Source organism: Flavonifractor sp. An52 (assembly GCF_002159385.1).
GTDB classification, from domain to species: Bacteria; Bacillota; Clostridia; order Oscillospirales; family Oscillospiraceae; genus Flavonifractor; species Flavonifractor avicola.
Genome location: NZ_NFIB01000016.1, coordinates 47,667 through 64,341, shown reverse-complemented (window position 1 = coordinate 64,341; position 16,675 = coordinate 47,667). Strand labels below are relative to the sequence as shown.

Below are 16,675 nucleotides of genomic sequence, written 5' to 3'. Positions count from 1 at the left end.
TCTCATCGTCTCTACTACCATTTGCTTGAATTCCGGTGTGTAGCGCTTGTTTGCTTTCCCTTTTGGCATAATAAAACACCCCACTTGTTATCCAGTATATCATACTGTCTAACAAATGGCGTGCAGTTCACTTTGAGCTGAACCGGGGGGAGTTTGTTTTATTAAGATAGTGGAGTACGAAGGACCCTGCGGCTGACACCCAGAGCCAGAAAGAGGGTAAGCAGCTCTGTGACCGGGAAAGCCAGCCAGATCCCGGTGACGCCCAGCAGCCATGCCAGCAAAAGTACCAGCGCGGCAATGCCTACGCCGCCCCGGAACAGGGACAGGAGAAAGGAGGCACGGGGCTGCTCCACAGCACCCAGAAAGGAGGCGGCAATAATGTTGGGTCCGGCAAAGATAAAGCCCCAGAAATAGATCCGCAGCCCGCTTACTGCCAGCCGGGCCAGTTCCGGGTCGCCATCCCGGTTGAACAGGGCTGCCAGGGGTTCGGCCCCGAATTGAGCGATGAGGGCCAAGGCCAGACCCACCAGACAGGAGACCAGCAGGGCCAGACGGCAAAGCTGACGGACGGTGTGATGGTCTCCCCGACCGTAGGACTGACTGATGAGAGGCTGGGCCCCCTGGGACAGGCCGGTAAACAGAGCCAGAGCCATGAGCGCCAGATTGGCCACCACGCCGTAGGCTGCCACCCCAACCGTACCGGCAGCCCGGAGCATCAGGGCGTTATAGAGAGCCAGCACTATGCAGGAGGTAAACTCATTGAGAAAGGCGGCGCTGCCCAGGCCTGCCGCGTCGGCCAGGGACCGGGCCGGGTTGGCGGGCCGGCTCAGCCGGTACTGATTCCGACCAGTGAGGCTGTGGAGAGAGGAGAGACACAGCCCGATTACCGGAGCGGTGCCGGTGGCCAGAGCTGCCCCGAAAATACTCATATTTAAAGGATAGAGGAAGAGGTAGTCCAGGGCGATGTTGGCCAGACTGCCGGTGAGCATGGCGGTCATGGCCAGCTTGGGATTGCCGTCATTGCGGATAAAGCACACCATCACATGGTTGAGGAGAAAACAGGGAGAGAAGAGGAGTACCGTGCGCAGATAGACAGTGCACAGAGGCAGTGTGTCGGTATTAGCCCCCAGCAGCAGAGCGATGGGCCGGGCACAGAAGGCTCCCAGCAGAGCTAGGATGATCCCCAGCCCCAGCCCGGTGAGCAGGGACAAGGTAAAGGTGCGGTTGGCCCGATCTTTATCCCCCTGATACCGGCAGATGGAGTAGCGGGTGGCGCCCCCGATGCCCAGCAGGATGCCCAGTCCGTTGATGAGCCCGAAAATGGGAATAGCCAGATTGAGGGCCGCCAGCCCGTCGGAGCCCAGCCGGTTGGCCACAAAAAAGGTGTCCGCCATAATGTAGCCGGACAGCCCAAGGGCTCCCAGCATATTTAAGGAGATGTACTTGAAAAAAGTCCGCCGCATGGTTTGTCCTCCCGGGTGCAAATGAAAAACGTGCCTGAGTATATTCCTTCAAAGACCTACGGAATATACTCAGGCACGTTGCCTCGCCCATCCGGTGACGGGCGTCATGCACATAGTTTACTTGTGGATAAGAGCATACCAGAAGAGCGGAATCCTGTCAAGCTTGGGAAAGGTTACTGGGACAGCTTTTCCCGCAGCACCTGGTTGACCACCGCCGGGGCGGCCTGGCCCTTGAGCTGCCGCATGACCTGGCCCACCAGGAAGCCGAAGGCCTTCTCCTTGCCGGATTTGAAGTCCTCCACCGACTTCTGGTTGGCGGCCAGCACCTGTTCCACCACGGCGGTCACCAGCCCGGCGTCGGACACCTGGGCCAGACCATGTTCCTTAATATAAGCATCCACGTCGCCGTTGTCGGCAAAGACCGCTTCAAAGACCTTGACGGCGGTGTTGCGGTTGAGCTTGCCATCTTGAACCAGAGCGATGAGCTTGGCCAGAGTGGCGGGGGTTAGCTTCATGTCCTTGGCCTCCAGGCCGTGGGCGGACAGTTGGCCCATAACCTGACCCATGACCCAGTTGGAGGCCTGCTTGGCATCGGCTCCCAGGGCAACTACTTCTTCAAAAAAGTCAGCCAGAGCCTTCTGGGAGGTGAGCATCTCAGCGTCGTAGGCGGGCAGTCCCCAGTCGGCCTGATAGCGGGCCCGCTTGGCCTCGGCCAGCTCGGGCTGGGCGGCCCGGAGTCCTTCGATATATTTGTCGGACAGCTCCAGCGGCGGAATGTCCGGCTCGGGGAAGTAACGGTAATCCTGGGCGTTCTCCTTGGAGCGCATGGCGTAAGTGGCGTCCTTGTTCTCGTCCCAGCGGCGGGTCTCCTGGACCACCTGCTTGCCTTCCTCAATGAGCTCGATCTGCCGCCGGGCCTCATAGGCGATGGCCCGGGAGATGGCCTTGAAGGAGTTCAGGTTCTTCATCTCGGTGCGGGTGCCGAACTCTGTGGACCCGGCGGGACGCACCGACAGGTTCACGTCGCACCGCAGGGAGCCCTCCTGCATCTTGCAGTCGGACACACCCAGGTATTGCAGGGTGGAGCGCAGCTTCTCCAGGTAGGCGATGACCTCCTCAGCCGAGCGGAAGTCGGGCTCGGTGACGATCTCGATGAGGGGCACGCCGCAGCGGTTGTAGTCCGCCCGGGTCTGGTCCAGCCAGGGGTCGTGGACCAGCTTGCCTGCGTCCTCTTCCATGTGCAGCTCGTGGATGCGGATGGTCTTGCCTTCCCCGATGTCCACTTTGCCGTCGTGGCAGATGGGCAGGTAGAGCTGGGAGATCTGGTAGGCCTTGGGCAGGTCGGGGTAGAAGTAGTTCTTCCGGTCAAAGCGGCTGAAACGGCTGATCTCACAGTTCAGAGCCAGACCGGCCTTTACCGCAAACTCCAGTACCTTTTCGTTGAGCACCGGCAGGGTGCCCGGCATACCGGTACACACCGGGCAGCAGTGGGTGTTGGGCGCGCCGCCGAATTGGGTGGTGCAGGAGCAAAAAATCTTGGTCTTGGTGGCCAGCTCCACATGGGTCTCCAGACCGATGACGGTTTCCCAGGTCATTGTGCGTCGCCTCCTTTGGGGCTTTTCTTGTGCCAGCCGGTGTCCAGCTGGAAGGCGTGGGCGGCGTTGAGCACCCCGCCGTCGCCCAGGGCGGGACCGATGAGCTGGGCGCCGATGGGCATACCCTTGCCGTCAAAGCCGCAGGGCATGGACAGGGCGGGCAGGCCCGCCAGGTTCACCGATACGGTGTAGATATCGCTGAGGTACATCTTCAGGGGATCGGTGAGGCTCTCCCCCAGCTTGGGGGCGATGGTGGGGGCCACCGGAGTGAGGAGCAGATCATACTTGGTAAAGGCCTCGTCAAAGGCCTTCTTGATGAGGGCTTTGACCTGGAGGGCCTTTTTGTAGTAGGCGTCATAGTAGCCGGAGGACAGCACGAAGGTGCCCAGCAGGATGCGCCGCTTCACCTCGGAGCCGAAGCCCTGGGTGCGGGTCTTGCAGTAGAGGTCGGTGAGATCCCCGTAGTCCTCAGCCCGCCATCCGTACTTGACTCCGTCGAACCGGGACAGGTTGGAGCTGGCCTCGGCGCAGGCGATGATATAGTAGGTGGGCACCACATACTCCATCACCGGCAGGGCAAATTCTTCCACCTGGGCCCCACGGGCTTTCAATACCTCGGCGGCGGCCAGCACGGCGGAACGCACCTCACTATCCAGACCCTGGCCGAAGCAGTCTGCCGGCAGGCCGATTTTTTTGCCCCGCAGGTCGCCGGTGAGGGAGGAGAGCAGCCCACCGGCGGGGGCGTCCAGGCTGGTGCCGTCCCGGTGGTCCCTGCCCTGGATCAGGTCCAGCACCGCCGCGCAGTCGGCGGCGGACTTGGCGATGGGGCCCATCTGATCCAGGGAGGAGGCGTAGGCGATGAGGCCGTACCGGGACACGGTGCCGTAGGTGGGCTTCATGCCGGTGACGCCGCAGTAGGCGGCGGGCTGGCGGATGGACCCGCCGGTGTCCGAGCCGATGGCGTACCACACCTCACCAGCTGCCACGGCGGCGGCAGCGCCGCCGGAGGAGCCACCAGCTGCCCGGGTCAGATCCCAGGGGTTTTTCACTGGGCCGTAGTGGGAGGTCTCAGAGGTGGAGCCCATGGCGAACTCGTCCATGTTCAGCTTGCCCATGGAGATTGCCCCGGCGGCGGTCAGCCGCTCCACCACAGTGGCGTCATAGCAGGGGACGAAGCCCTCAAGAATCTTGGAAGCGCAGGTGGTGGCCACCCCTTTGGTGCAGATGTTGTCCTTGTAGGCCATGGGCACCCCGGCCAGAGGGGAGGCAGACAGATCGGCCGCCGGGAAGACGGGGCCGTCCACCGTGACAAAGGCGTTGTTGCCCGGCTGGGTGGCGTGAATACGGGAGAGGGCGGCCTCCACCGCCTCCTGCTGGGTCACCTCGCCGGTGCGGAGCTTTTGCGCCAGCTCCAGGGCAGTCAGTTCATACAGTTCCATGTGTGCCACCTCACTCTACCGCCTTGGGGACCAGGAAGGTCTCGCCGTCCCCGGCGGGAGACCCTGCCAGCAGGGTCTCCCGGTCGTAGGACGGGACCACATCATCGGAGCGCAGCACGTTTTTCAGGGGGAAAATGTGGCTCAGGGGCTCCACATCGGTGGTATCCAGGGTGTTGAGTACATCCATATAGGCCACGATGCGCTCCAGCTCCGCCGTCATGGCGGTTTTCTCCTCCGCCGGCAGCTGGAGCCGGGAGAGCTGGGAGATATAGTCGACCATATCTTCGGTGATTTTCATATTAATTCCTCCTTACGGTTCCAGTCGGGTGCGGTCTCTGGGGAACAGACAGGCCCGGCGGACGTTGTCCAAACCGCACAGCTGCATGGTCAGCCGCTCCAGGCCGATGCCCAGTCCGCCGTGGGGGGGCATTCCGTGCTTGTGGATCATGAGATAGCTTTCAAACTCCGCCGGGTCCATGCCCCGAGCCTCCATCTTGGCCACCTGGGCGGCGTAGTCGTGGATACGCTGGCCGCCGGTGGTTACCTCCAGACCCCGGAACAGCAGGTCGAAGGACAGGGTGAAGCGGGGATCATCAGGGTCGTCCATGGCATAGAAGGGCCGCTTCTTGCTGGGGTAGTGGGTGACGAACACGAAATCGCTGCCCCACTCCTCCTTGGCGTACTTGCCGATGGCGTGCTCCTCCTCCGGCTCCAGATCGAAGGGGTCTCGGATCTGATAGCCGTACTTCTCCGCCGCCAACCGCTTGATCTCGTCGAAGCGGACGGCGGGAATTTTGGAGGCGTCGGGCAGTTCCACGCCCAGCAGAGCCAGCTCGGCGGAGTATTCCGCTTTCAGCAGCTCCATCAGATGCTGAAGGAAGCCCTGCTCCATCTCCATGATCTCGGTGAAGGACTGGATATAGCCCATCTCGAAGTCCAGAGAGGTGTACTCGTTCAGGTGTCGCTGGGTGGAGTGCTTCTCCGCCCGGAACACAGGGGCCACCTCGTACACCCGCTCAAAAACGCCCACCATGGTCTGCTTGTAGAACTGGGGGGACTGGGCCAGGAAGGCCTTCTTGCCAAAGTAGTCCAGGCGGAAGATGTTGGACCCGCCCTCGGCACCGGCGTGGACGATCTTGGGGGTGTGGATCTCGGTAAAGCCCTCCCCCTGGAGGTAGTCCCGGAAGGCCCGGCCAATGGCGGCCTGGACGCGGAACACTGCCCGCTCCTTGGGGGCTCTCAGCACTACCGGCCGCAGGCCCAGCTCGGTGTCCAGGTTCAGGTCCAGCTTTTTCTTGGACAGTGGCACCGGAAGAGGAGCGGCGGGGCGGGACAGGACGGTGAGGCTGGCGTCGGTCAGCTCTTTCCCGCCGGGAGCCCGGGGTTCGATGCGCCACATACCGGCGGCGGTGACGGCGCACTCCTCGGTGGCCCCGTCCAGGGCGTCCTTTTGGGTGCAGACACACTGGACCAGACCGGTGCGGGTGCGCAGGGTGACGAAGGTGATGCCGCCCATGTCCCGCAGGGCATGGACCGCGCCGTGGATGGTGACGGGCTGGTTATTCCGGCCCTCCACCGCTTTGTCGATTTGTTTTGCCAGGAATACCATACCGTTCACAACCTTTCTTGTTTGAAAAAAATAAAAAAAAGTCCCGAAGTCGATCAAAACGACTTCGGGACGGAAAAACTCCGCGGTACCACCCGTAGTTGCCCCATCACCCTTGATGGAGCCACTTGGAACTCTTAACGCGAGTAATACGGACGAACCTACCTCCCAAACGGGGCTCGAAACGCCGGCTCAAAAGTGTTGCACCATCCCATCCTGCCGGACCGGGCTTTCAGTCGGTGACCCGGATTCTCTGTCGGCTCTCACGGGCGGCGGTCTTTGTCGCAGCCTTTATGGGCGTAGTATATGCGCTTTTGCGTGGAAAAGCAACTGTGAATTTTGACAAAATCTGCCCTAGGCAAGGAGGGCGGCCCTATGTTACAATGGGGAAAATCCTCGAAGAAAGGGGGCGGAGGACACGAAAAACTGGGATGAGCTCTATGCCGAATGTATGGACTGCCGCAAGTGCTCCCTGGCCGATACCCGGCACAACGTGGTCTTTGGCGAGGGCGCCCGGGACGCGGAGGTCATGTTCATCGGCGAGGGGCCCGGTGAGCAGGAGGACCTGACCGGACGGCCCTTTGTGGGTCGGGCGGGCCAGCTGCTGGACGATATGCTGGAGATGATCGACCTGCGCCGGGACAAGGTGTTTATCGGCAATATGGTCAAGTGCCGTCCGCCGGGAAACCGGGACCCGCTGAACATTGAGCAGGAGGCCTGCATCGGTTACCTGCGCAATCAGGTGGCCCTGATCCGGCCCAAAATCATCGTCTGCCTGGGGCGCATCGCCGCCATTCGGCTGATGAAAGACGACTTCAAGATCACCCGGGAGCACGGACAGTGGATGGAGAAGGCCGGGGTGTGGATGATGGCCATGTTCCACCCTTCCGCTCTGCTGCGAGACCCCTCTAAACGGCCTGAAAGCTTTGTGGATCTAAAGACCCTCCAGGCCAAGATCCGGGAGATCTGCAACCATACCTACGACTGAACAGCGGGACCTGCCTGAGGCAGGTCCCAATTTTTTATTCGTTTTTTATCGCAGAAGGCAAAGGGAGCGTTATGGTTCACTCCGTCTCCGGCACATATTCCAGAATATCCCCGGGCTGGCAGTCCAGGGCCTTGCAGATGGCCTCCAGGGTGGTAAAGCGGACCGCCCGGGCGTGGTTGTTTTTCAAAATGGACAGGTTGGCCAGGGTGACATCCACCTTGGCGGACAGCTCATTGAGGCTCATCTTCCGCTTGGCCATCATCACATCCAGATTCACAACGATGGGCATGGGAACACCTCCTCAGATGGTCAGGTCGTTTTCCGCCTTCATCTCCGCCGCCTGGCGGAAGAGAGCGGATATGACCAGACAGAGCAGCCCGGCCAGAAAGAAGAGCGGAACAAAGAGTGTATTATAGCTGAACAGAGGCGCGATGGATTGGGCATAGCAGATCCTCCAGATCACACGCACCAGGGCGGCCCCGGAAATCAGAAAGCAGAGGACCGCCGACCCCAAAAGGCTTTTGGCATTTTCCAGGCAGAAGGGAGTACCTTTGAGGACAGTGCCCAGCACCCGGCGGCCCTGCCACAGGATGGCCGCTGTACAGGCGCCGCAGAAGAGCAGAAAACCAGACAGAACATCCGCCTGGATGCCGTTGCGCCCCCACATGGACCAGCCGCCGATGAGCAGCATATGCAGGGTATCGTCGATGTCATAGTCCCACCACGCCGCGAGCCCCTGCTGTGAGCCGATGTGTACCAGCCCGGGCACCATGATAAGTGCAATGAGGTTGCATACAAAAGTGATGGTAACCAGTATTGTCAGCACATGGGCCAGTTTCTGCACGCCGGTTCTCTCCATAATCACGCCTCCTTTGGCATCACTGTACCACGGAACACATTGCTTGTAAATGCGTTTTTATCGTTTTTCAATATAACGACGGGGCTTGTAACGTTTTGCGGAGCAAAAACGTGTATCCTATAGGAACAGAGAAAGGAGAGTGGGCTATGGATCGGGAGGAAGCCGCCCGGCTGGTGGAGCAGTACAGCCCGGCGGTATACCGGCTGGCCTACGCCCGGACGGGCAGCCGTGAGGATGCGGAGGACATCACCCAGGAGACCTTCCTGCGATTGGTGCGGACGGCCCCGGTTTTTCGGGATGGGGAGCATTGCAAGGCCTGGCTGCTGCGGGTAGCCGCCAACTGCGCGGGGGATCTGCACCGCTCCCTCTGGCGCAGGCGTGCGGTGCCATTGGAGGAGGCGGGGCAGATGGCCGCGCCGGAGCCGCCGGAGGACTACCGGGTGGTGGTCCATCTCTATTACTACGAGGAGCTGAGTACCGCGGAGATCGCCCGGCTGCTGGGCAAGCGGGAGGGGACCATCCGCACCCGCCTGAGCCGGGCACGGGCCATGCTGCGGGAGGACTTACAGAAGGGGGAAACGCCATGCTGAAGCAGGATTATCAGACCTGGATGGACCAGGTAGAGCCGGATCAGGACTTTCAGGCCCGGCTGACGGAGACCATGACATCAGAGCCGGTAAAAACCCCTAGACATACGTTCCGGGTGCTTGTGGCGGCGGCGGTGATGTGCGGTGCGCTTGTGGTGTCGGCGTTGGCGCTGTCCCCCGACCTGCGGCAGACCCTCAGCGGGATACTGGAGGGATACACCCCCCACAGCCAGACAGTGGAGGGGGTATCGGTTACTGACCAAGGGGTGAAGGTGGAAATAGTGGCCGCCCTCACCGACGCCGCCGGTGGCACCGCCTATCTGGAGGTCACCGACCTGGAGGGAGACCGGATCGGACCGGATACCACCCTGGCCGGCGGGGAAGAACCCCTGGCCTACGACAGCGAGAGCAGCACTGCCCTGTATGCCTGGGAACTGGACCGGGGGGGCCTTTGGGAGGACGGCACGGTGGAGGTGTCGCTGTCTGGGTTCTGGCCGGGCCAGGTGCGGCAGGGCGGCATTGAGCTGCCCTGGGAGGAATTTACCTCCTTTGAGACGCTGGCTTCCACCGCTGTGACTGGCGCAGACGGGACCGCCCTTACCGCTCTGGTACCAGAGCAGACCCATATGGCCCTGGAGGGCACCGACGATGTGTGGATCTCCTCAGTGGGCTATGATCGGGGCGGGCACTTCCACATCCAGTTCGGCCTGTCGGAGGCTGTGACCCATCTGGAGGAGGCGGAAATCCTGCCCGCCGACCTAACGGACATCCACTATGTGGTGCTGGAGGGTGGACGGTATATCGATTGGTACTGGAAGGAGAGCGGGGAGCTGGCCCTGGAGGAACTGCCGGAGATGATTTCTGCCTCCTACTGGACCGGGACGGCCATCTAGGATGACTGGACCCTTCGCTTTGAGCCGGAGTTGCTGCCCCAGCGCACGGTGGCCCTGAACCAAAGTCAGGAGGGCCTGCGCCTGGAGCAGGTGGAGCTGACCGCCATGTCCCTCAGCCTGCGGGTGGGCTTTGAGCACCCGGAGCTGGGCGTGGACGGCGGGGCCTGCCTGGGTACCCGTTCCATGCTGCTCCAGCTAAAGAACGGCGAACAGGTGGCCCTGGCCTTTGACCAGCGGTATCAGCTGTTCCAGAGCGAGGATGGCAGCCTGCACACCATTCTGGATCAGACCAGCCCCGGTGGGGAGCGGTATGGCGCCCTCTATGTCTGGATCTTACCGGAGGCTATCGAACCTGATCTGGTGGAGGGCTTGTGGTTGGGCGAGACGTATCTCCCGCTGCGTGAGGCTTGATTGGGACGTAAAAACCATCAGGCCCCGCCGTATTTTACGGCGGGGCCTGATGGTTTTTCTTGCATTGATGTTGTATTTCTAGTATAATATGCTGGATTATGGAGGCGGTGGATGCCGCCAGGATATGATACGAGGAAGTGCAGTCAATGAAGTACGATTTTGCTGCCATCGAGCCCAAGTGGCAGAAAAAATGGGCAGAGGAAAAAACCTTCCACTGTGAAAACCACAGTGATAAACCCAAGTTTTACGGCCTGGTGGAGTTCCCCTATCCCTCCGGACAGGGTCTGCACGTAGGCCACACCCGCCCCTATACCGCCATGGACGTGGTGGCCCGCAAGCGCCGTATGGACGGCTACAATGTGCTGTTCCCCATGGGCTATGACGCCTTCGGCCTGCCCACCGAGAACTACGCCATCAAGAACCACATTCACCCCGCCAAGGTGACCCACGACAACATCGAGAACTTCACCAAGCAGCTGCATATGCTGGGCTACTCCTTCGACTGGGACCGGGTCATCAACACCACTGATCCCAGCTATTACAAGTGGACTCAGTGGATCTTCCTGCAGCTCTGGAAGCACGGTCTGGCCTACAAGACCACCATGCCTGTGAACTGGTGCACCTCCTGCAAGTGCGTGCTGGCCAACGAGGAGGTTGTGGACGGCGTGTGTGAGCGCTGCGGCGCCCCCGTGGTCCGCAAGGAGAAGAGCCAGTGGATGCTCAAGATCACCGAGTACGCCCAGCGCCTCATCGATGACCTGGACGACCTGGACTTCATCGAGCGGGTCAAGACCCAGCAGAAGAACTGGATCGGCCGCTCCACCGGTGCCGAGGTCACCTTTAAGGCCACCACCGGCGAGGACATCGTGGTGTTCACCACCCGACCCGACACTCTGTTCGGCGCCACTTATATGGTCCTCTCTCCCGAGCACGCCCTTGTGAAGGGCTGGCTGGAGAGCGGCAAGCTGGCCAACGCCGACGATGTGCGTGCCTATCAGGCCGCCGCCGCCTCCAAGTCCGATCTGGAGCGCACCGAGCTGAACAAGGAAAAGACCGGCGTGTGTCTGGACGGCGTGAAGGGCATCAACCCGGTCAATGGCAAGGAGATCCCCATCTTTATCTCCGACTATGTGCTCTCCACCTACGGCACCGGCGCCATCATGGCCGTGCCCGCCCACGACGACCGCGACTGGGAGTTTGCCAAGAAGTTCGGCTGCGAGATCATCGAGGTGGTCTCCGGCGGCGAGGACGTGCAGAAGGCTGCCTTCACCGCCAAGGACGAGACCGGTATCCTGGTCAACTCCGAGTTCCTCAACGGTCTGACCGTAAAGGACGCCATCCCTGTCATCACCAAGTGGCTGGAGGAGAAGGGCATCGGCGAGGCCAAGGTCAACTACAAGCTGCGTGACTGGGTGTTCTCCCGTCAGCGTTACTGGGGCGAGCCCATCCCCATGGTGTACTGTGAGAAGTGCGGCTGGCAGCCCATTTCCGAGGATCAGCTGCCCCTGCTGCTTCCCGATGTGGACTCCTACGAGCCCACCGACGACGGCGAGTCCCCCATCTCCAAGATGACCGACTGGGTCAACACCACCTGCCCCCACTGTGGCGGCCCCGCCAAGCGGGAGACCGACACCATGCCCCAGTGGGCAGGCTCCTCCTGGTATTTCCTGCGCTATATGGACCCCCACAACGACAAGGCCCTGGCCTCCAAGGAGGCTCTGGAGTACTGGAGCCCTGTGGACTGGTACAACGGCGGCATGGAGCACACCACCCTGCACCTGCTGTACAGCCGGTTCTGGCACAAGTTCCTCTACGACATCGGCGTGGTGCCCACCAAGGAGCCCTACCAGAAGCGCACCTCCCACGGCATGATCCTGGGGGAGGGCGGCGAGAAGATGTCCAAGAGCCGGGGCAACGTGGTCAACCCCAACGACGTGGTGGCCCAGTACGGCGCCGACACTATGCGCACCTATATCATGTTCATCGGCGACTTTGAGAAGGCCGCCTCCTGGTCCGACAACGCCGTCAAGGGCTGCAAACGGTTCCTGGACCGGGTGTGGAACCTGTCGGAGAACCTGACCGACTCCATGGAGTACTCTGCCGCCAACGAGAGCGCCATCCACAAGGCCATCAAGAAGGTGGCCGACGACATCGAGGCCATGAAGTTCAATACCGCCATTGCCGCCCTGATGGCTCTGGTCAACGACTTCTATGCCAACGGTTGCTCCAAGGGCGAGTACAAGACTCTGCTGCTGCTGCTCTCCCCCTTCGCTCCCCACATGGTGGAGGAGCTGTGGGAGACCCTGGGCTTCAATGCCGACGGTATGGCCTGCCAGCAGGCCTGGCCCTCCTACGACGAGAGCAAGACCGTGGCCGCCGAGGTGCAGATGGCCGTGCAGGTGTGCGGCAAGCTGCGCGCCACCGTCACCGTCCCCATGGACAGCGACGAGGCTACCGTGGTGGCTGCCGCTCTGGCCGATCCCAAGGTACAGAAGTTTACCGAGGGCAAGAACCTGGTTAAGACCATCCTGGTACCCAACAAGCTGGTCAACCTGATTGCCAAATGAGCATCAAAGGGGTCCATCATGTCTCCCTGAAGGCCCAGGGAGCGGAAGAATTCCAGCGGGTTCTGGATTTCTATCAGCAGGTGCTGGACTGCTCCCTGATCCGCCATTGGGGGCAGGGGGACAGCCAGGGCGCCATGCTGGATCTGGGTAATACCATTCTGGAAGTTACCTCCAATGGTACGGAGCGCGGCAAGGGTTTCTTTGCCCACCTGGCTTTTGCCACAGACGATGTGGACGGTATGGTGGAGCGGCTTCAGGCCGCCGGATGCCCGGTGCTGGTCCAGCCGGTGGATAAAAATCTGGGCGGGAACTACCCCATCCGCATCGCTTTTTGTGCCGGTCCCATTGGGGAAGAGCTGGAATTTTTCCAGGAACTGACCCAGGAAAAAAGAAAGAAATAAATCTGCACTTGACATTTGCTTGCGGATAGCATACAATGATTCTGTTAAAGCCATATCTATGTGTGGCCCTTTGGCGGTGGAACCCCGCCGCTTCGGAGGGAGGGGAAGTCAATGTCGGAAGTCCATGTGAAGGACGGCGAGTCCTTGGAGAATGCGCTGAAGCGTTTCAAGCGCAGCTGTGCCAAGTCTGGCGTTCTGGCCGAGGTTCGCAAGCGTGAGCACTACGAGAGCCCGAGCGTTAAGCGGCGCAAGAAGTCTGAGGCCGCCCGCAAGAACCGCAAGAAGTATTACTAATACTACGAATCACAGGACCCCGCGCCGTCGGCGCGGGGTCCTGTTCCGTTTCAGGGAGCCGCCAGAATGTCCTCCATCAGGTCCTCCACCTGGGGGTAGGACAGCACCGCCTGCCGGATGCCCAGCCCCCGGGCCACCTGCAATTTTTTGCGGATGGACCCGGCGTCGTCAAAGAGAACGAAATGAGCGCCGTTCTCCCGGGACATATAAGTAAAGTAGTGGGCGCACAGCTCGGTAGAGAAAAAGATGGAGGGACTGCGTTCGTCCATCAGCCGGCGCAGCTCCTCCTGGCTGAGAGGTTGCCCCTGACCGGAGGGGGAGGGGAGGTAGAAGTCCTCTGCCACCCGCTCTATGGCCAGGGCCACCCGGCCCTGGCCGTACCGCTGCGCCGCCTCCGCCAGCCGCTGGGCCAGAGAGCCGCCGGACAGGGCGGAGGAGATGAGCACTTTGGCGCTGTCGGCATAGCCGCCGTAGGTCTCGGTCACATAGAGAGGCCAGCCCCGCTTTTGGGTGAGACCGGCCAGGGTACGGACGATTTCCGTCAGCAGGGGCATGGGACGGCCCTCAAAGTCGCATAAGATGCCGTCATACCCCCGGGCGGAGCACTCCCGCAGAACCTCTTGACAGAAGGGCCCGGCCTCACCCCGGCCGTCAAAGCCCACGCAGTCCAGCGCCATCAGGCCGCCCCGGACGGATATGGGCATATTGGCCCGGAAGAGATGGGGGCCGCCCCCCACCCGATAGGCCGCATGGGCCACGGGAAGGCCAAACCGCAGAGCCGCCCGGCTGTGGGCGGGGGGTGCGGTGAGAATCAATGTGGAATTCAGCTGCATATCAGCTACCCCCTTGTCCAAGTTGTAAGAAGCGTGTATAATCAGCTTGTCGAAAAGGCTTTCCGACAAGCTGAAGCACGTTTTGAAACTTGAGCCAAGTTTCAAAACGTGTTTGATCGAACGCGAAAGACAACCCTGACGGTTTTCTTTCACACTATCTTTCCCTCCGAATCCTTTGCTCTGGAGGTTCTTTTCGATAGCCTGTACCATCCTATGCTGACCAGACTGCAAATAGACGAGGTGAAACCATGCTGACGGCCCACTGGTCAGGAAAAACCATTTACGACATCGATCCCGCCGCGCTGGCCGGGCGGGGTATCCGCCTGCTGCTGGCCGACCTGGACAACACCCTGGTGCCCTACGGGGTGCCGGAACCTACCCAGGCGGTGCGGGACTGGACGGCGGAACTGCAAAAGCATGGGATCACCCTGTTCGTGCTGTCCAATAACCGGCATCCCCAGCGGCCCGAGCGGTTCTGCAAGGCGCTGGGCGTTCCCTACATCGGCCACGCCGGGAAGCCCAAGCCGGGCTCCTTTATCAAGGCCATGGAGCAGATGGGCCGCACCCCGGCACAGACCGCCATTGTGGGGGATCAGATTTTTACCGATATTCTGGGCGGCAGCCGGGCTGGTGTGACCACGCTGCTGGTGGAGCCTATCCGGCTGGCGGGCAATCCGGGGCGCTACCTGCGGTACGCCGCCGAGTGGCCCTTCCGCGCCCTGACAAAAAGGAGAGCAAAACCATTATGAGCGCTATCTTCGGACCGGCAGGTAATGCCGAGTCCTTTCCCTATAAATCCTCGGTGGACGCTCCCCGCTGGCTGGCGGGGCTGGGACTGGACTGCTACGAGTACCAGTGCGGCAAGGGCGTCAACGTAGGGGAAGCCACGGCCAGAAAGGTGGGGGAGGCGGCCAGGGAGGCGGGCATTGCCCTATCCCTCCACGCTCCCTATTTCATCAATCTGGCCAATCCCGATCCCGACAGCCTGCAAAAGACCATCGGCTATATCACAGCGGCCTGCCAGGCGGCAGACTGGATGGGTGCCACCCGGGTAGTTATTCACTCGGGTGCACTGATGAAGCGCACCCGGCGGGAGGCCCAGGACATCGCCCTGCACTCCCTGAAAGAGGTGGTGACTGCCTGCGACGCCGCCGGATTTGGACACATCACCCTCTGCCCCGAGACCATGGGCAAGATCAACCAGCTGGGGGACCTGGACGAGGTGCTGGAGCTGTGTACTCTGGATGAGCGGCTTACCCCCTGCGTGGATTTCGGCCACCTGTACGCCCGTACTCTGGGAGAGCTGGAGGGCCATGAGGCCTGCGTGAAAATGCTGGACCGCATCAAAGAGGTGCTGGGAGAGGAACGGGCCTCCCGTTTCCACAGCCACTTCTCCAAGATCCAGTTCACCCCCAACGGGGGAGAGAAGATGCACCTGACCTTCGATCAGGCGGACTTCGGGCCCGACCCGGAGCCTCTGATGACCGAGGTGGCCCGCCGGGGCTGGAGCCCTACTTTTATCTGCGAGTCGGCCGGGACACAGGCCGAGGACGCTCTAACCATGAAAAAGCTGTACCAAAGCGCCCTTTAGGGCTGCTGCGGCGCGAGATAGAAAGGAAGTCTTTATCATGAATCATCTCAATCAGATCGCGGCCAAGCTGGACGAATACAAGCTGGACGCCATGCTCATCACCAGCGATCCCGGCGAGTACTATGCCATCGGGTTCCACGGCGAGGGCATGGTCATCGTGACCAAGAATGAAAGCCGCTATTTCACCGACTCCCGGTACATTGAGGCCGCCGGCAACCTGGTGACCGGCGCCCACATCACCATGACCGACCGGAACAAGAACTTCATGGTGCTGGCCGAGCAGGCCGTTCAGGAGCTGGGCATTCAGAAGATGGGCTTTGAGGACGGCTATGTGACTGTGGCCTCCTACAACCAGTATTCCAAGCTGCCCTGCGAGCTGGTGCCTGCCCAGAGCCTGGTGAACAACCTGCGGGCGGCCAAGGATGAGGAAGAGATCGCCCTGATGAAGAAGGCCCAGGAGATCACCGACCAGGCCTTTGATGCCATTCTGAAGTTTATCCGGCCCGGCATGACCGAGCAGGAGATCGCTGCCCGCCTTCAGTACGAGATGCTGTGCCGGGGCGCTGAAAAGATGAGCTTTGATCCCATTGTGGTGTCCGGCCCCAACGGCTCCCTGCCCCACGGCATCCCCAGCGAGAAGAAGGTGCAGAAGGGCGAGTTTATCACCATGGATTTCGGCTGCAAATACGGCGGCTACTGCTCCGACATGACCCGCACCATTGCCCTGGGCGAGCCCACCGAGGAGATGCGCAAGGTGTACGACACCGTGCTGAAGGCCCAGCTGGCCGGTATTGCCGCCGCCAAGGCGGGCGTGCCCGGCAAGGAGATCCACAACACCGCTGCCAAGGTGATTGAGGACGCCGGTTACGGGGCATACTTTGGTCATGGCTTCGGCCACAGCGTAGGCATCGAGATCCATGAGTCCCCCAATGCCAACGGCCGTGACGAGACCCCCATGCCTGTGGGTGCCGCTGTTTCTGCTGAGCCCGGTATCTACCTGCCCGGCAAGTTCGGTGTGCGGATTGAGGATGTGCTCATCTACACCGAGGAGGGCACTGTGAACCTCACCAAATCTCCCAAAGAGCTGATTATTCTGTAAAAAGCCTTGCAATGAGGGGAATAATAAGGTAAAATGACTTAGCTGATGA

The 16,675-nt window shown here is 61.1% G+C and carries 18 protein-coding genes; 10 read left to right on the top strand and 8 right to left on the bottom strand.

Going from position 1 to position 16,675, the window contains the following annotated elements; translation table 11 throughout:
- Positions 1-161 precede the first annotated feature (161 nt).
- The 5 genes from B5G06_RS08080 to aspS all read right to left on the bottom strand — a co-directional run bounded on the left by B5G06_RS08080 (position 162) and on the right by aspS (position 6,106).
- Positions 162-1,463, bottom strand: a complete 1,302-nt coding sequence (locus B5G06_RS08080; protein ID WP_087188570.1) for an MATE family efflux transporter — start codon at positions 1,461-1,463, stop codon at positions 162-164.
- Between the two features lie 173 nt (positions 1,464-1,636).
- Entirely contained in the window at positions 1,637-3,058 is a 1,422-nt protein-coding gene (gene gatB, locus B5G06_RS08075) for an Asp-tRNA(Asn)/Glu-tRNA(Gln) amidotransferase subunit GatB (RefSeq protein WP_087188569.1), read from the bottom strand.
- Positions 3,055-4,497 carry an Asp-tRNA(Asn)/Glu-tRNA(Gln) amidotransferase subunit GatA gene (gatA, locus tag B5G06_RS08070; RefSeq protein WP_087188568.1) on the bottom strand — a complete coding sequence of 481 codons (1,443 nt, stop codon included), beginning with the start codon at positions 4,495-4,497 and terminating at the stop codon, positions 3,055-3,057. Before gatA ends, gatB begins: the two co-directional genes overlap by 4 nt.
- A gap of 10 nt (positions 4,498-4,507) precedes the next feature.
- Entirely contained in the window at positions 4,508-4,795 is a 288-nt protein-coding gene (gene gatC / locus B5G06_RS08065) for an Asp-tRNA(Asn)/Glu-tRNA(Gln) amidotransferase subunit GatC (protein ID WP_087188567.1), read from the bottom strand.
- Between the two features lie 12 nt (positions 4,796-4,807).
- Complete coding sequence (gene aspS, locus B5G06_RS08060) at positions 4,808-6,106, bottom strand: aspartate--tRNA(Asn) ligase (RefSeq protein ID WP_087188566.1); 1,299 nt, start codon at positions 6,104-6,106, stop codon at positions 4,808-4,810.
- Positions 6,107-6,554: 448 nt separating this feature from the next.
- On the opposite strand from aspS, the gene B5G06_RS08055 reads away from it, so the two are divergent.
- Complete coding sequence (locus tag B5G06_RS08055) at positions 6,555-7,091, top strand: uracil-DNA glycosylase (protein WP_087188565.1); 537 nt, start codon at positions 6,555-6,557, stop codon at positions 7,089-7,091.
- Positions 7,092-7,167: 76 nt separating this feature from the next.
- On the opposite strand, the gene B5G06_RS08050 is transcribed toward B5G06_RS08055, so the two are convergent.
- Complete coding sequence (locus B5G06_RS08050; RefSeq protein WP_087188564.1) at positions 7,168-7,380, bottom strand: helix-turn-helix domain-containing protein; 213 nt, start codon at positions 7,378-7,380, stop codon at positions 7,168-7,170.
- Between the two features lie 12 nt (positions 7,381-7,392).
- A complete protein-coding gene (locus B5G06_RS08045) occupies positions 7,393-7,950 on the bottom strand; it encodes a DUF2975 domain-containing protein (RefSeq protein ID WP_087188563.1) in 558 nt (185 codons plus the stop codon).
- A 146-nt stretch (positions 7,951-8,096) separates the two neighbouring features.
- Between B5G06_RS08045 and B5G06_RS08040 the strand changes: the two genes are divergently transcribed.
- The 6 genes from B5G06_RS08040 (at position 8,097) to rpsU (ending at position 13,103) form a co-directional block, all read left to right on the top strand.
- Positions 8,097-8,540 carry an RNA polymerase sigma factor gene (locus B5G06_RS08040; protein WP_087188562.1) on the top strand — a complete coding sequence of 148 codons (444 nt, stop codon included), beginning with the start codon at positions 8,097-8,099 and terminating at the stop codon, positions 8,538-8,540.
- The gene (locus B5G06_RS08035; protein WP_087188561.1) at positions 8,534-9,430 is read left to right on the top strand and encodes a DUF4179 domain-containing protein; all 897 of its coding nucleotides are present in this window, start codon (positions 8,534-8,536) and stop codon (positions 9,428-9,430) included. Before B5G06_RS08040 ends, B5G06_RS08035 begins: the two co-directional genes overlap by 7 nt.
- Before the next feature lie 30 nt (positions 9,431-9,460).
- A complete protein-coding gene (locus B5G06_RS08030) occupies positions 9,461-9,841 on the top strand; it encodes a hypothetical protein (RefSeq protein WP_087188560.1) in 381 nt (126 codons plus the stop codon).
- A 146-nt stretch (positions 9,842-9,987) separates the two neighbouring features.
- Positions 9,988-12,408, top strand: a complete 2,421-nt coding sequence (leuS, locus tag B5G06_RS08025; protein WP_087188559.1) for a leucine--tRNA ligase — start codon at positions 9,988-9,990, stop codon at positions 12,406-12,408.
- Positions 12,405-12,809, top strand: a complete 405-nt coding sequence (locus tag B5G06_RS08020; protein WP_087188558.1) for a VOC family protein — start codon at positions 12,405-12,407, stop codon at positions 12,807-12,809. Before leuS ends, B5G06_RS08020 begins: the two co-directional genes overlap by 4 nt.
- A 111-nt stretch (positions 12,810-12,920) precedes the next feature.
- The gene (gene rpsU / locus B5G06_RS08015; protein ID WP_009259223.1) at positions 12,921-13,103 is read left to right on the top strand and encodes a 30S ribosomal protein S21; all 183 of its coding nucleotides are present in this window, start codon (positions 12,921-12,923) and stop codon (positions 13,101-13,103) included.
- A gap of 50 nt (positions 13,104-13,153) precedes the next feature.
- Here the strand turns inward: rpsU and B5G06_RS08010 are convergent, their stop codons facing one another.
- A complete protein-coding gene (locus B5G06_RS08010) occupies positions 13,154-13,936 on the bottom strand; it encodes a hypothetical protein (protein WP_087188557.1) in 783 nt (260 codons plus the stop codon).
- Between the two features lie 248 nt (positions 13,937-14,184).
- Between B5G06_RS08010 and B5G06_RS08005 the strand changes: the two genes are divergently transcribed.
- Genes B5G06_RS08005 through B5G06_RS07995 form a run of 3 tightly spaced genes read left to right on the top strand, consistent with a single transcriptional unit; the run spans position 14,185 to position 16,626 of the window.
- Positions 14,185-14,685: a YqeG family HAD IIIA-type phosphatase gene (locus B5G06_RS08005; RefSeq protein ID WP_087188556.1), complete on the top strand. Its 501-nt coding sequence runs from the start codon at positions 14,185-14,187 to the stop codon at positions 14,683-14,685.
- On the top strand, positions 14,682-15,527 hold the full coding sequence (locus B5G06_RS08000; RefSeq protein ID WP_087188555.1) for a TIM barrel protein: 846 nt from the start codon (positions 14,682-14,684) through the stop codon (positions 15,525-15,527). The genes B5G06_RS08005 and B5G06_RS08000 overlap by 4 nt, the downstream gene beginning before the upstream one ends.
- A 37-nt stretch (positions 15,528-15,564) precedes the next feature.
- Positions 15,565-16,626: a M24 family metallopeptidase gene (locus B5G06_RS07995; RefSeq protein ID WP_087188554.1), complete on the top strand. Its 1,062-nt coding sequence runs from the start codon at positions 15,565-15,567 to the stop codon at positions 16,624-16,626.
- Positions 16,627-16,675: the final 49 nt, after the last annotated feature.

Excerpts from the sequence above, each read along its gene's own strand:
- B5G06_RS08080 (WP_087188570.1), bottom strand. The coding sequence starts at position 1,463 with ATGCGGCGGACTTTTTTCAAGTACATCTCCTTAAATATGCTGGGAGCC.
- gatB (WP_087188569.1), bottom strand. The coding sequence starts at position 3,058 with ATGACCTGGGAAACCGTCATCGGTCTGGAGACCCATGTGGAGCTGGCC.
- gatA (WP_087188568.1), bottom strand. The coding sequence starts at position 4,497 with ATGGAACTGTATGAACTGACTGCCCTGGAGCTGGCGCAAAAGCTCCGC.
- gatC (WP_087188567.1), bottom strand. The coding sequence starts at position 4,795 with ATGAAAATCACCGAAGATATGGTCGACTATATCTCCCAGCTCTCCCGG.
- aspS (WP_087188566.1), bottom strand. The coding sequence starts at position 6,106 with ATGGTATTCCTGGCAAAACAAATCGACAAAGCGGTGGAGGGCCGGAAT.
- B5G06_RS08055 (WP_087188565.1), top strand. The coding sequence starts at position 6,555 with ATGGACTGCCGCAAGTGCTCCCTGGCCGATACCCGGCACAACGTGGTC.
- B5G06_RS08050 (WP_087188564.1), bottom strand. The coding sequence starts at position 7,380 with ATGCCCATCGTTGTGAATCTGGATGTGATGATGGCCAAGCGGAAGATG.
- B5G06_RS08045 (WP_087188563.1), bottom strand. The coding sequence starts at position 7,950 with ATGGAGAGAACCGGCGTGCAGAAACTGGCCCATGTGCTGACAATACTG.
- B5G06_RS08040 (WP_087188562.1), top strand. The coding sequence starts at position 8,097 with ATGGATCGGGAGGAAGCCGCCCGGCTGGTGGAGCAGTACAGCCCGGCG.
- B5G06_RS08035 (WP_087188561.1), top strand. The coding sequence starts at position 8,534 with ATGCTGAAGCAGGATTATCAGACCTGGATGGACCAGGTAGAGCCGGAT.
- leuS (WP_087188559.1), top strand. The coding sequence starts at position 9,988 with ATGAAGTACGATTTTGCTGCCATCGAGCCCAAGTGGCAGAAAAAATGG.
- B5G06_RS08020 (WP_087188558.1), top strand. The coding sequence starts at position 12,405 with ATGAGCATCAAAGGGGTCCATCATGTCTCCCTGAAGGCCCAGGGAGCG.
- rpsU (WP_009259223.1), top strand. The coding sequence starts at position 12,921 with ATGTCGGAAGTCCATGTGAAGGACGGCGAGTCCTTGGAGAATGCGCTG.
- B5G06_RS08010 (WP_087188557.1), bottom strand. The coding sequence starts at position 13,936 with ATGCAGCTGAATTCCACATTGATTCTCACCGCACCCCCCGCCCACAGC.
- B5G06_RS08005 (WP_087188556.1), top strand. The coding sequence starts at position 14,185 with ATGCTGACGGCCCACTGGTCAGGAAAAACCATTTACGACATCGATCCC.
- B5G06_RS08000 (WP_087188555.1), top strand. The coding sequence starts at position 14,682 with ATGAGCGCTATCTTCGGACCGGCAGGTAATGCCGAGTCCTTTCCCTAT.
- B5G06_RS07995 (WP_087188554.1), top strand. The coding sequence starts at position 15,565 with ATGAATCATCTCAATCAGATCGCGGCCAAGCTGGACGAATACAAGCTG.